This is a genomic window from Aeromonas enterica (assembly GCF_054052465.1).
In genome coordinates, this window is sequence record NZ_JBSTYL010000003.1 from 323,002 (window position 1) to 335,383 (window position 12,382).

The 12,382-nt window shown below is 61.2% G+C and carries 12 protein-coding genes; 7 read left to right on the plus strand and 5 right to left on the minus strand.

The genetic code is table 11. From position 1 onward, the window contains the following. Positions 1-13: 13 nt before the first annotated feature. Entirely contained in the window at positions 14-1,264 is a 1,251-nt protein-coding gene (gene lysA / locus ACW5XD_RS05595; RefSeq protein WP_456494011.1) for a diaminopimelate decarboxylase, read from the minus strand. Positions 1,265-1,283: 19 nt separating this feature from the next. Beyond that, positions 1,284-1,463, minus strand: a complete 180-nt coding sequence (gene lptM / locus ACW5XD_RS05600) for an LPS translocon maturation chaperone LptM (protein WP_456494012.1) — start codon at positions 1,461-1,463, stop codon at positions 1,284-1,286. A gap of 73 nt (positions 1,464-1,536) precedes the next feature. Here lptM and cyaY point away from each other — a divergent pair, with 73 nt between their 5' ends. Together cyaY and ACW5XD_RS05610 are read left to right on the plus strand one after the other, a co-directional pair. Continuing rightward, positions 1,537-1,851 carry an iron donor protein CyaY gene (gene cyaY / locus ACW5XD_RS05605; RefSeq protein ID WP_456494013.1) on the plus strand — a complete coding sequence of 105 codons (315 nt, stop codon included), beginning with the start codon at positions 1,537-1,539 and terminating at the stop codon, positions 1,849-1,851. Next, complete coding sequence (locus ACW5XD_RS05610) at positions 1,848-2,501, plus strand: alpha/beta hydrolase (RefSeq protein WP_456494014.1); 654 nt, start codon at positions 1,848-1,850, stop codon at positions 2,499-2,501. The genes cyaY and ACW5XD_RS05610 overlap by 4 nt, the downstream gene beginning before the upstream one ends. Before the next feature lie 112 nt (positions 2,502-2,613). Here ACW5XD_RS05610 and ACW5XD_RS05615 read toward each other — a convergent pair whose 3' ends face one another. Then, positions 2,614-5,145, minus strand: a complete 2,532-nt coding sequence (locus ACW5XD_RS05615; RefSeq protein WP_456494015.1) for a class I adenylate cyclase — start codon at positions 5,143-5,145, stop codon at positions 2,614-2,616. Positions 5,146-5,468: 323 nt separating this feature from the next. Here ACW5XD_RS05615 and hemC point away from each other — a divergent pair, with 323 nt between their 5' ends. From hemC to ACW5XD_RS05635, 4 genes are read left to right on the plus strand one after another with little or no spacing between them, the layout of a single operon-like run. Further along, positions 5,469-6,398, plus strand: coding sequence for a hydroxymethylbilane synthase (hemC, locus tag ACW5XD_RS05620; RefSeq protein WP_456494016.1), 930 nt, complete (start codon positions 5,469-5,471; stop codon positions 6,396-6,398). Positions 6,399-6,444: 46 nt separating this feature from the next. Next, on the plus strand, positions 6,445-7,179 hold the full coding sequence (locus ACW5XD_RS05625) for a uroporphyrinogen-III synthase (RefSeq protein ID WP_456494071.1): 735 nt from the start codon (positions 6,445-6,447) through the stop codon (positions 7,177-7,179). Continuing rightward, positions 7,176-8,225, plus strand: coding sequence for a uroporphyrinogen-III C-methyltransferase (locus tag ACW5XD_RS05630; RefSeq protein ID WP_456494017.1), 1,050 nt, complete (start codon positions 7,176-7,178; stop codon positions 8,223-8,225). Before ACW5XD_RS05625 ends, ACW5XD_RS05630 begins: the two co-directional genes overlap by 4 nt. 10 nt (positions 8,226-8,235) lie before the next feature. Further along, positions 8,236-9,399 carry a heme biosynthesis HemY N-terminal domain-containing protein gene (locus ACW5XD_RS05635; protein ID WP_456494018.1) on the plus strand — a complete coding sequence of 388 codons (1,164 nt, stop codon included), beginning with the start codon at positions 8,236-8,238 and terminating at the stop codon, positions 9,397-9,399. Between the two features lie 92 nt (positions 9,400-9,491). Here the strand turns inward: ACW5XD_RS05635 and ACW5XD_RS05640 are convergent, their stop codons facing one another. Then, positions 9,492-9,743 carry a YkgJ family cysteine cluster protein gene (locus ACW5XD_RS05640; RefSeq protein WP_456494019.1) on the minus strand — a complete coding sequence of 84 codons (252 nt, stop codon included), beginning with the start codon at positions 9,741-9,743 and terminating at the stop codon, positions 9,492-9,494. 289 nt (positions 9,744-10,032) lie between these two features. Beyond that, entirely contained in the window at positions 10,033-11,043 is a 1,011-nt protein-coding gene (gene glpX / locus ACW5XD_RS05645) for a class II fructose-bisphosphatase (protein ID WP_456494020.1), read from the minus strand. Positions 11,044-11,261: 218 nt separating this feature from the next. Here glpX and ACW5XD_RS05650 point away from each other — a divergent pair, with 218 nt between their 5' ends. Next, positions 11,262-12,326 carry a porin gene (locus ACW5XD_RS05650; protein ID WP_456494021.1) on the plus strand — a complete coding sequence of 355 codons (1,065 nt, stop codon included), beginning with the start codon at positions 11,262-11,264 and terminating at the stop codon, positions 12,324-12,326. The last annotated feature ends 56 nt before the right edge of the window (positions 12,327-12,382 follow it).

Sequence of the window (12,382 nt, forward strand, 5' to 3'; positions counted from 1 at the left end):
TGCCTTCCTGTTTTCAGGGCAGTAGATGCTCACCGCGCCAGAGATCGGCCAACTGCTCGCGCTCTCTGATGAGGAAGGATTGCGTGCCATCCACCAGCACCTCGGCCGCACGCGGACGGGTGTTGTAGTTGGATGACATGGTAAAGCCATAAGCACCGGCGGAGCGAACCGCCAGCAGGGAACCCTCACCTATGGCCAGGGTACGCTCCTTGCCGAGGAAATCACCCGTCTCGCACACGGGGCCGACCACGTCGTACAGCGCCGGCTCATGGGCCGTGCGGCTGTCCACCTCGATGATGTTCATCCAGGCACCGTAGAGAGAGGGGCGCAGCAGATCGTTCATACCGGCGTCGATCAGCGCGAAGTTACGGGTTTCTCCGGGTTTGAGATATTCCACCCGGGTCAGCAGCACGCCGGCGTTGGCGACAATGGCGCGGCCCGGCTCGAACAGCAGGGTCAGATCCCGGCCCGCCAGCTTCTGCTTGAGCGCCTCGGCATATTCGGTGGGGTGCGGTGGCTGCTCGGCGCCATAGTTGACCCCGAGCCCGCCGCCCACGTCCAGGTGATGGATCTGGATGCCTTCCGCCGCCAGCTCGTCGATCAGCCGCAGCAGCTTGTCAGCCGCCTCCATGAAGGGCGTCAATTCGGTGAGCTGGGAGCCGATATGGCAATCCACCCCCTTGATCTCTATGTTGGCCATGGCCGCCGCCTTGCGATAGATGGCGGGCGCCTGCTCGATGGGGATGCCGAATTTGTTCTGCTTGAGGCCGGTGGAGATATAGGGGTGGGTGCCGGCATCTATGTCCGGGTTGACCCGCACCGATACCCGGGCCTTCTTGCCCATGCTGCCCGCTACCCGGTTCAGACGCTCCAGTTCGGCTTCCGACTCCAGGTTGAAGCAGAGGATCTCTTTATCCAGCGCCAGTCGCATCTCGGCTTCGCTCTTGGCCACGCCGGAGAAGACCACCTTGGCCGGATCGCCGCCCGCCGCCAATACTCGCGACAGCTCGCCGCCGGAGACGATGTCAAAACCCGAGCCCAGGCGGGCCAGCAAATTGAGCAGCGCCAGGTTGGAGTTGGCCTTGACTGCGTAGCAGATCAGATGGGGAATATCGCCTGCGGCCTGATCGAAGGCATGCCAGTGGCGTTCAAGGGTCGCGCGGGAATAAACGTACAGCGGGGTGCCGTACTGCTCGGCAAGGAATTGCAGCGAGGTGTGTTCGGCCTGAAGCTGGCCGTCGGCGTCGTAGTTAAAGTGATCCAAGGGGCGGTTCCTTCCTGAATTATTGCGGCGCGGCCTCTGGGGCAGCCTCGGCGGTCGCAGGCGTCTGTGCTTGCGGTGTACTCTGGGTCTGAGGCTGCTCGGGGGGCGGCATGTAGAGCGGCCCCGTCAGGCCACACGCGGCCAAACCAAGAGACAGAAGAGTGGCAACAAGTAGACACTTGGCAAGCTGGGTAATCATAATGGTTCGCTGCGAAAAAATTTTTGGCCCTCTATAATCGCACTCACATTGTTAAAAGCAACAGGATAAACCGATGAAGGATCACGAGTATCACGCCCTGACCGACGCCTTTTTCCAATATGTGGAAGACACTGTCGACGCAGGATATCCGGATATTGATTGTGAACGCGCTGGCGGGGTCTTGACCCTGTCGTTCGAGAACAAGACCAAGGTCATCATCAACAAGCAGGAACCCCTGCATCAGATCTGGGTCGCCACCCGCGAGAACGGTTTCCACTTCGAGCTGCAAGGGGAAACCTGGATCGACAACCGCTTCGGCCATGAGCTCAAGGCCCTGCTGACCAAGGCCTGCACCACCCAGGCGGGTGAGCCAGTGGCATTCCCATGATCGATCTACATCCGCAGGGTGCCCGCCACGCCGTGATCTGGCTGCACGGGCTGGGGGATTCCGGCGCGGGTCTGGCACCGCTGGTGGATGCGCTGGACTTGCCAGCCGACCTGCCGGTGCGCCATCTGCTACCCGATGCCCCCGAGCGCGCCATCACCATCAACATGGGTTACAAGATGCGCGGCTGGTACGACATCAAGAGCTTCGACGACCCGGCGGACCGCGCCGTGGAGTCCCATGTGCGTGAATCCGCCGATCGTATCGCCGCCCTGCTGGATCAGCTGGTGACTGAAGGTTTTGCTCCCGAGCGCATCCTGCTGGCCGGTTTTTCCCAGGGTGGCGTCATCGCCTCCTTCACCGCCCTGCGCCATCCGGCACGGCTGGCCGGGCTGCTCTGCATGTCCACCTATCTGGCGGCGCCTGACGCCCTGCTGGCGGAAATGAGCGAGGCCGCCCGCAGCCTGCCTATCTGCTACATGCACGGCATCTATGACGACGTGGTGAGCCTCTCCATGGGCTGGGACGCCAAGAACCGGCTGGAAGCGGCAGGGCTGACCCTCGAGTGGCACGAGTACCCCATGCGCCACGAGATCTGTCGCCCGCAGCTTGACGACATCCGCAGTTGGCTGCTGGCCCGCCTCGCGGACTGAGCAGGCTCCAGATAGCCAAACGGCCTGCATCTGCAGGCCGTTTTTATTCAACAGGTTAGAGGATCCATGTCAGCAGGCGGGCCTTGTCGGCCACCCCATGCCGGCCCTGGCGCTACCCCGTCGCCGAGCCCAGTTCGCGGGCTGAGCCTGCACTGTCACGCAGCAGCCCCTGACTGCGGTAGGGGATCACCTCCAGCTCGCCATTGACCTGCACTATCTCGTAATACTGGGGCAGGTTGAAGTTGCTGAACTGACCCGCATCGCTGAAACGCTCGTGGCTGGAGGTGTAGAAACGGTTCACCCCCTGCACCAGCTCATCCTTGTTGCCGGCGAAATGCTGGTAGATCTCCACCCGGTTCGCCTCGTCCAGGATATAGATGTTGGTCCCCGCATCCCGGGTATCGAAGAAGAACTGCACCAGCCCTTCGCTGGCGTAGGAGTCGACGATGCCGGGCAGGTGCTGGCTGTGGGTCTTGTCGAGCCGCAGCGGCAGGTGATCCAGCTTGTTGTGGGAGATGTGACGGTAGAAGTCGATGGCGTTTTCCAGTTTCTTGACCGACACCCCGCGCCGCTCGAAGAAGATGCCGTACTTCTCTTTCCCAAGCGCCAGCGTCTTGACCAGCTGCTGCTTGTCACGGGCGAGGCGCAGCTCGATGCACTCGGCCACCAGCTGCTGGAAACGGGTTCGCACCAGGGAGCGGAAGTGCTGGCTGTAGCAGAACACCTCTATCATCTCGGGGGCGGCGGCATCCTGGTGCATCTTGCCGAGTATGGTGGTGAGGGCATCGACTACCGCTTCATCACCCTGGAAGTGCAGGGTGCGGATCTCGCTCCAGGAGTTGCGATAGACCAGATCCACGGATCCTACCAGGCACTCCAGATTGCGGCCGAACGAGAAGACATCGGCGGCATTGGCGTCGAATTCAATCACCTGACCCACCCAGTGGCTGGTCGGGTCGGTCTCCAGATTGAGGAAGATGGAGAGCTGACGGATCTCGCACGGACGGCTGAGAGCCAGGTTGGTGGCGCGGGGATACTTGACCGGGAAGGTACCGGACAGGTCACGACAGAACTGGTGCAGATTGTCGATGTGCAGATCCGAGCCCTGATTGAACAGGTGCACCCGGGACTGGGGCGTCAACAGGCCGTTGAAGTAGGCCCAGGAGACCAGCTTGCTGATGTAGCCGTTATATTCGAGCGGTGCCCGGCCTATGATGTCCGCCGGTTCGAGGGAGTGCTTGTAGAGATACCAGCCGGCGCGATTCAGCCGGCCGTGGGGCACCTGCACCAGGCTGAGATCCGGTTCGCTCAGATCCGGCGCTATGGTCAGATTGATGCGTTGCACCTTGCCCGGCAGGCTCTCGAACGCGGCGTAGAGCTTGCGCGACAGTATGCCGATGTCTTCCGGGTTGATGGACTCGCTGATGTTGTTGCGCCTGGCAAACTGGATCAGGTTGCGATAGCTCTGCATCAGGGCTTCCAGCAGCTCGGCGTGGGCCACCTTGACGTCCTCGACCTTCCACTCCTGGCGGTGATCCAGATGATGCAGCCGCTCCGGACTCCAGCCCCAGTAGCTCACCAACTGGGTCATCTGCTCGCGGCGCCAGGCCGGGGAGTGATCCTCCTTCGGATGGCTGAGGCCGTCACATACCTTGAGATAGAAGCAGCGTCGCACCAGATCCAGCCGCTGCATGTCGCCGATGGACTTGAGGTAATTGGTCACCTTGTCCAACATCAGGCAGTAGTTGTCGAGCCGGTAGTGCATGCCCTCGTTGTGCTGGAACCAGTCGCGGCTGGTGACAGACAGCAGGCGGGTGTCGGGATACTCGTGGGAGTAAGCCTCCATCAGCACCGACTTGAGCACGGCTTTGTAAGGGGAGTCGATACCCTTATAGAGCTGCCACAAGGCGGAGCCAAAATACTCCTCGGCGGGAATGCGGTTGAAACCGCCGAGATCGAGCCAGTCGTCCTGGCTCAGCTTGCCGTGGGCAAACAGGTCGTTCACATACTCGTCGTAACGATCGTCATACTCGGCAGGCACCAGATACCAGAGCAGGCGTTTGCCGGCGATCAGCATGGCGCTGCGGTAGAACTCGTCGAGCAGCAGCAGGTGCTGGGCGCTGCCGCAGCTCTCCCCCTGCATCTGGGCATCGTTGCGCTGGCGGAACTTGTCCTCGGGGATCAGGAAGAAGTTGAGATCCACCCCCCGCTGTTCGGCCCACTTGGAGAGTTGCTGGCACTTGAGATCCAGCAGCTCGAGCCGCTCCTGCGACAAACCGGCCACGTGGCAGACCCAGATATCGAGATCCGAGTGGCAGCACTGGCCGATGGACGAGGTGCTGCCCATGGAATAGAGCCCCTGGATCGACTTGTCGTGAGTCGTGAGGCCGTTCTGGCAGTTGGCGTTCTGGCACAGATCCTGGATGAAGGCCTGCTGGGCCTCGTTGGCGGTAAAACTCCAGATGCCGTGGGGCACATCACCTGCCACATAACCGGGCAACAGGGGATGATTGAAGTGCAGCATGACAGGCAGCAGTTGGAAGACCTGCTGCCCATAGCGACTCATGAGACCTAACGCCCGTTGCGTCTTGAGACGATTGAGTTCGTCGTAGCGCGCCACCAGCGTATCGAGTTTTACCAGCAATGCCCTGCCTATACCGAGATAAGAAATGACGCACCAAAACGGGGAGACGTCAAAAAAGTGTGATCATGTTAACAATGCAAACAGCGGTGGTAAACAAGCCCGCACTGAATCACCGGATTATTTATGACCCGCTGCTGAACAGTATCAACAGAAAGCAATAATAGTCATTAAATTCAATGAATTAATAAATTAATTCAACTTAATGAAAATCATTTTCAGCCCCCCTTTTTGAGCTTGGCCCCGCTTTTGCTGGCTGCGCCATGAAAGCCCCTGCAAAGGGTGGTAAGATCGTTTTCCTTCTAAAGATGAAACAACTGATTGATATGGCAGCCCGAACCCTGAAAATTGCCACTCGCAAGAGCCCCTTGGCCCTGTGGCAGGCCAACTTCGTCAAAGACCGGCTGGAAGCCCTGTACCCCGAGTTGCAGGTCGAGCTGGTACCCATGAGCACTCAGGGTGACAAGATCCTGGATACCCCTCTCGCCAAGGTGGGCGGCAAGGGGTTGTTCGTCAAGGAGCTGGAGACCGCCATGCTGGAGGGGCGTGCCGACATCGCCGTTCACTCCATGAAGGATGTGCCGGTGGAGTTCCCCGAGGGACTGGGCCTGCACACCATCTGTGAGCGCGAAGATCCACGCGATGCCTTTGTGTCCAACCGTTTCAGCCAGATAGAGGTGCTGCCGCAAGGGGCCGTGGTCGGCACCTCCAGCCTGCGCCGTCAATGTCAGTTGCGGGCCGCACGCCCGGATCTGGTGATTCGTGACCTGCGCGGCAACGTCAATACCCGTCTCGCCAAGCTGGATGCCGGTGAGTACGACGCCATCATCCTCGCCGCCGCCGGCCTGAAACGGCTGGAGATGGTGCACCGCATCACCGCTTTCCTCGAACCGGAACAGAGCCTGCCCGCCAACGGCCAGGGGGCAGTCGGTATCGAGTGCCGGCTCGATGATGAGGAGCTTCACGCCCTGCTGGCTCCCCTCGAACACGCAGAGACCCGGATCAGGGTGCTGACCGAGCGCGCCATGAACCGCGCCCTGCAAGGGGGCTGTCAGGTGCCTATCGGTGCCTATGCACTGGTACAGGGCGATGAGGTCTGGTTGCGCGGCCTGGTGGGTAGCCCGGATGGCAGTCAGGTGATCCGCGACGAGATCCGCGGCCCGCTGGCCGACGGCGAGGCGCTCGGTCACACCCTGGCCCAGCGCCTGCTGGCGGCGGGCGCCGACGTCATCCTGGCCGAGGTCTACCGGGCATGAGTGCGGGTCGTGCCGGGTCATGGCCACAACCACTGAGCGCTGCCTGATGGTCCCGCTGGTGGTACGCCCGGCCACTCAGGCCACCGAGCTGGTGCAGCTGTTACGCCGGCACGGCCACGCACCTCTCTGCTGTCCGCTGCTGGAAACCGTAGCGGGCAGCGAACTCTCTCGCCTGCCCGAACTGCTGCCCCAGGCGGATATAGTCATCGCCGTCAGCATGCATGCAGTTCATTTTACTCATCATTTTCTGTTGCAAACTGGTCTGACCTGGCCACATATTGACTACTTTGCGGTCGGTCATGCCAGTGCGGACGCCTTCGCCGATGCAGGCATAACGGCGAGCTGTCCGGACGACCCGCGCAGCGAAGGACTGCTGGCCCTGCCCGCCCTGCAACAGGTGAGCGGCAGGCGGGTGCTGATCCTGCGCGGCAACGGCGGTCGGGATCTCATCGCCCGGACGCTGGCCTCACGCGGTGCTCTGGTGCACTATTGTGCGGCCTATGAGCGCCACTACCCCGAGCTCGACGGGGACGCATTGACACGCCACTGGCAAGCGGCCGGGCTCGACAGCCTGCTCATCACCAGTGGCGAATTGTTGCAGCGGCTGCTGGAACTGGTGCCCGACCAGCAGCAGCCCTGGCTATATGACCGCCTGTTGGTGGTGCCCAGCCCCCGCGTGGCCGAGATGGCCGAGGCGGCGGGCTTTACCCGAATCACGATTGCCCAAGGTGCATCCAACCAGGCCCTGACGGCCGCTCTGGAACTGAGGAAGATGGAATGACTGAACAACAAGAAACCCAGGTCAAGCCCCAGCCGACCGCCGTGGTCGACAGCGGCAAGAGCCGTTCCGGCGCCCTGCTGGGTGGCGTGGCCATACTGCTGGCCCTCGGCCTGACCGGCGGTCTCTATCTGCATGGCCACCAGAGTGCGGTGGCCCAGCAGGACGAGCTGAACCAGCTCAAGCTGCAACTGGCCGAGACCATGAGCAAACTGGATCAGCGCAACAGCAAGGACAGTGAACAGCTGGCAGCCTTTGGCAAGCAGCAGCAACTGTTGCAAGATGAGCTCAAGGGCCTGCAGAACCGGGTGCTGGACCTCAACGACAAGCGTCCCAACGACTGGATGCTGGCCGAATCCGAATACCTGGTACGCATGGCCGGTCGCAAACTGTGGCTGGAGCATGACCTCATCTCCGCCATCACGCTGCTCGGCAATGCCGACGAGCGCATCAAGGCGCTCAACGATCCCAGCCTGATGCCCATCCGCAAGGCGCTGGCCGAAGATATCGCCCAGCTCAAGGGGATGCCGCGCATCGACCGTGAAGGGTTGACCCTGAAGCTGGCCGCCCTCTCCGATCAGATCGAGCTGCTGCCACTCTCCACCGTCAGCATGCCGGAAGCGAAAATCGAACCGGATCAGGCCGTCAGCACCAACCCGGACGAGTGGGAAAGCAATCTGAAGAAGAACTGGGTCAAATTCACCGAGAACTTCATCACCATCCGCCGTCGCGACGGCGCGGTGGAAGCTCTGCTCTCCCCACAACAGGAGATCTTCCTGCGCGAGAACCTCAAGACCAAGCTGCTGCAAGCCCAGCTCGCCGTCTACCGCGAGCAGCAGGCCATCTATGACGACAGCCTGGAGAAGGCGCAACGCTGGCTGACCCAGTATTTCGACACTGACAACAGCGCGACCCACTACATGCAGTCCGAACTGGACAAGCTCAAGGGTGAGCAGATCCAGTTCGACTATCCGGATCGCTTCAAGACCCAAGCCATGCTGGAAGAGGTGCTGACCGAGCGCCTGCAACGCATTCTGGCCAGCAACTGAGGAGGGCACCATGATTCGTCTGATTGTTCTGGTGGCCGTGATGGTGGCGGGGCTGATATTCGGCCCGCAAGCCTCCGGCAACAAGGGGTATGTGCTGATCGCCCTGGGTAACTACACAGTGGAGTCCTCGGTCACCAGTGCTGTGATCCTGGCCGTGCTCTTCTATGGCGCCCTGCTCATTGTCGAGTGGGTGCTGGGCCGGGTGTTCGGACTGCGTCGCAAGACGCTGGGCTGGTACGGTTCCCGTCGACGCCGCAAGGCCAACCAGCAGACGGTGGCCGCCACCCTGGCCATGGCCGAAGGTCACTACAGCCAGGCCGAGAAGCTGATGCTCAAGGGCGCCAGCAACAGCGACACACCGCTACTCAACTACCTGAGCGCTGCCAAGGCGGCCCAGGCCCGTGGCGATGACGTGCGCCGGGATCAATACCTGCAAAAAGCGCAGGAGGAGAACCCCAAGGCCGAGCTGGCGCTGACCCTGACCCAGACCCAGTTGCAGATTGAGCAGGGCCAGTATGACACCGCGCTGGCCATGCTGGAGTCCGTCTACGCCCTCAACCCGCGCCATCCCATGGTGCTGGACCAACTGCGCCAAGTACATCTGGCCCGCGAGGACTGGGTGGCCCTCATCGACCTCATCCCCACCCTGCACAAGGTGGGCAAACTGACCCCCAAACAGGAAGAGGATCTGCTGCATCAGGCCTGGCGTGGCCGCCTGAACGCCGCCAGTGGCGCCCTCGATACCCTGCGCCCGGTCTGGCAGGAGCTGCCGCGCAAACTGCGCCAGGATCCGGACCTGCTGGCCGCCTATGGCGATCGGCTGCGTCAGCTGGGGGCCGACAATGAAGCCGCCGAGCTGTGGCTGGATGCGCTGCGCAAGCAGGTCTCCCCCCAGTTGCTGACCCGTCTGCCGAGGCTCAAGCTCGACAACTACCAGCCCATGCTGACACTGTTGCAGAAGATCCAGGATCAACCGGGCGCCGACGCGGCGCTGGCCCAGGTCTACCTGCTGGCCGGCCAGCTGGACGATGCCCAGCGCCTGCTGGAGCAGGCGGTGGAGAAGGCACCGACTGCCGCCGTCTACCACGCCCTCGGCCAGGTGATGGACAAGCGCCGGCTCACCAACAAAGCCAATGAGTACTATCGGCAAGCCCTGCAACTGGCCGACGTCTGATCCTGGTCCCTGCGCCAAAGGCACCAACAAGAGAGGCCGCAATTGCGGCCTCTCTTTTATCTGTTCTGCTCTGATTGTACGCCGCAGCCCGCTTATGCCGTCAGCCGCTCCAGCTCACCGATGAGCCAGACGGCCTCCTCCCTGTGAGAGCCGCACACATCCGGCATGGGTCTAAAACCGCTGCACACCAGAGGGCGATCCGGCTGGTCGAAGATCTTGCAGCCCAGCCGTACATCGAGCTGGACGCAGGGCACCCCGGCCGGTTTGCCGGCGGGCATGCCCGGAATGGCACTGCTGATACTGGGGGCAATGCAACAGGCTCCACAACCTTGACGACATTCCATGTAACGCTTTCCTGTGCGTGGCGAACCAGTCTATCAAAGGGCCGCGATTCCCCTTAGCCTTATCCCCCGCGCCCGTGAAATAGTGGCCAGTCAGAGGGTGGTGTCAGCCCGCAGACAACAAAAAGCCCGACGGCGGCAGCGGTCGGGCTCTTCATGTTGCAACAGCAGGTTCAACGCACTCTCATCAGAGAATGATGTCGCGCACCACGCTGTCCTTGCGATCCAGGAAGTGAATCGACTTGATGCGACGGACATAGTGCGGGACTTGCCGCCACATCACTCATCCCCATTACAGGATGATGTCGCGCACCACACTGTCTTTGCGATCCAGGAAATGGATCGACTTGATACGACGAATGGTGCGTGACTTGCCACGGATCAGCAGGGTTTCCGTGGTCGCCATGACGCCATCACTGGTGATACCATCCAGCAGATCACCCTTGGTGATGCCGGTGGCCGAGAAGATGACGTTGTCATTCTTGGCCAGGTCTTCCAGCTTGAGCACCTTGCTCACGTCTATGCCGAGCGCCTCGCAGCGGGCAATTTCCTGCTCGCCCAACGCACGCACTTCCGGGCTATCACCCTTGACCTTGTGACGGGGCACCAGACGAGCCTGCATGTCACCATCCAGCGCGCGGATCACCGCCGCCGAGATCACCCCTTCCGGCGCGCCGCCGATGCCATACAGCATGTCGACTTCGCTGTCAGGCAGACAGGTGAGGATGGAAGCTGCCACGTCGCCATCAGGAATGGCAAACACCCGCACGCCCAGCCCCTGCATCTCCTTGATCGCCTTGTCGTGACGTGGCTTGGCCAGGGTAATCACGGTCAGGCGGGAGAGCGGCTTGCCGAGCGCCTTGGCCACGGCCTTGAGGTTCAGCTCGAGGGCCTGATCCAGGTCGATGGCACCCTTGGCCTTGGGACCCACGATCAGTTTTTCCATGTACATGTCAGGCGCCTTGAGGAAGGAGCCCTTGTCGCCGACTGCCAGCACGGCCAAGGCGTTGGCCTGGCCCATGGCGGTCATGCGAGTACCTTCGATCGGATCGACCGCGATATCCACGGCATCGCCCAGACCCGTGCCCACCTTCTCGCCGATGTAGAGCATGGGGGCTTCGTCAATTTCACCTTCACCGATCACAATCTCACCATCGATCTGGATCTGATTGAGAATATGGCGCATGGCCGCTACGGCCGCCCCATCGGCGATATTCTTGTCACCACGTCCGAGCCACTTGTAGCCAGCCAGTGCAGCCGCTTCCGTCACTCGGGAAAACTCGATTGCCAGTTCACGTCTCATCGCATATCCAACCTTTGGAGCTCGAAAACGGGCGGCATTCTATCACAAGGGCAAACCTTTGCGCGCAAAAGTGGCGGATCGTCACACAAATCACGGCCCTTCACCAAACTGACATCAAATCGCCACCGACACGTCACTTGAGTGTCACCCCGCTGTCATCCCCCTCGCCTAGCATGGCCCCGTCTTTAAAACAAAAGCTTGCAACACAAGGGATTAAGATGAAAAAGCTGACTGTAGTGGCACTGGCTCTCACCGCGGCCTTCCAGGCACAAGCCGTTGAAGTTTATAAAAATGACACCACCACCCTGGATCTGTACGGTCGCATCTACGCCGGCCAGTTCTTCGGTGACAAGAAGGAAGGGGTCGACAGCACCCATCCGAACGGCACCCAGGAGTACAGCGACAAGCAGGGCGCCAACCAGTTTGTCCGCTTCGGCGCCAAGGTGGATAGCCAGATCAACAGCCAACTGAAGGCGCTGGCCCAGTACGAAGTGCAGATGTACATCAACGACAGCGAGAAGACCATCAGCGAAAACTCGGACAACCTGCGCACCCGTCTGGCGTTCGCGGGTGTCGGCGCCGACTGGGGCAACATCACCTTCGGTCGCCAGAAGGGGGCCCCCGGCTTCCTGGCCGACTGGACTGACGTCTCCCTCTCCGATGGCTATGGCAACGACGCCCTCGGTGCCAAGACTGATACCTTCGCCACCAACCGTGCCGGTTCCGTGCTGAAATACTCGGGTCTGTTCAACGGCTTCCAGGTAGATACCAGCTACAAGTTCGATGGCGGTGACACCGAAGAGACCACCAGCAAGGACAGCGATGCCGCCTACGGCGCCGCCGTGGCCTACACCTTCCCGTTCAACCTGGCGCTGGGTACGGCCTACAACGTGGGTATCCGTGACAAGAGCGGGGAAGAGGATGCCAAGCTGTGGCTGCTCTCCGCCAAGTACGACAACAAGGCCGTCTACGCTGCGCTGAGCTATGCCGACGGCACCGACTTCCTGGCCACCGGCAAGGATCACACAGGTTGGGAAGGTGCGCTCGGTTACAACTTCGAGAACGGCTTCGGCCTGATGGCACTGTGGAACAAGCAGAAGGTGGAGCAGGAAGGCAAGAGCGATTACGACTCCATCGACTACTACACCCTGGGCGCCCAGTACAAGTTCAACAAGAACCTGCGGGTCATCGGCGAGTACCGCATCAATAACCTGGACAGCCAGGATAACGGCCAACTCAACGTCAAGGATGACTTCCAGCTGGCAGCCCGTTACGACTTCTAAGTCCGGCTCCAGACAAAACGGCGCGCAGATCCCTCTGCGCGCCGTTTTTATTGTGC

What these genes read in the sequence shown, in the direction of transcription:
- ACW5XD_RS05650 (WP_456494021.1), top strand. Translation starts at nt 11,262, where the DNA reads ATGAAAAAGCTGACTGTAGTGGCACTGGCTCTCACCGCGGCCTTCCAG.
- hemC (WP_456494016.1), top strand. Translation starts at nt 5,469, where the DNA reads ATGGCAGCCCGAACCCTGAAAATTGCCACTCGCAAGAGCCCCTTGGCC.
- ACW5XD_RS05640 (WP_456494019.1), bottom strand. Translation starts at nt 9,743, where the DNA reads ATGGAATGTCGTCAAGGTTGTGGAGCCTGTTGCATTGCCCCCAGTATC.
- cyaY (WP_456494013.1), top strand. Translation starts at nt 1,537, where the DNA reads ATGAAGGATCACGAGTATCACGCCCTGACCGACGCCTTTTTCCAATAT.
- glpX (WP_456494020.1), bottom strand. Translation starts at nt 11,043, where the DNA reads ATGAGACGTGAACTGGCAATCGAGTTTTCCCGAGTGACGGAAGCGGCT.
- ACW5XD_RS05610 (WP_456494014.1), top strand. Translation starts at nt 1,848, where the DNA reads ATGATCGATCTACATCCGCAGGGTGCCCGCCACGCCGTGATCTGGCTG.
- ACW5XD_RS05630 (WP_456494017.1), top strand. Translation starts at nt 7,176, where the DNA reads ATGACTGAACAACAAGAAACCCAGGTCAAGCCCCAGCCGACCGCCGTG.
- ACW5XD_RS05635 (WP_456494018.1), top strand. Translation starts at nt 8,236, where the DNA reads ATGATTCGTCTGATTGTTCTGGTGGCCGTGATGGTGGCGGGGCTGATA.
- lptM (WP_456494012.1), bottom strand. Translation starts at nt 1,463, where the DNA reads ATGATTACCCAGCTTGCCAAGTGTCTACTTGTTGCCACTCTTCTGTCT.
- ACW5XD_RS05625 (WP_456494071.1), top strand. Translation starts at nt 6,445, where the DNA reads ATGGTCCCGCTGGTGGTACGCCCGGCCACTCAGGCCACCGAGCTGGTG.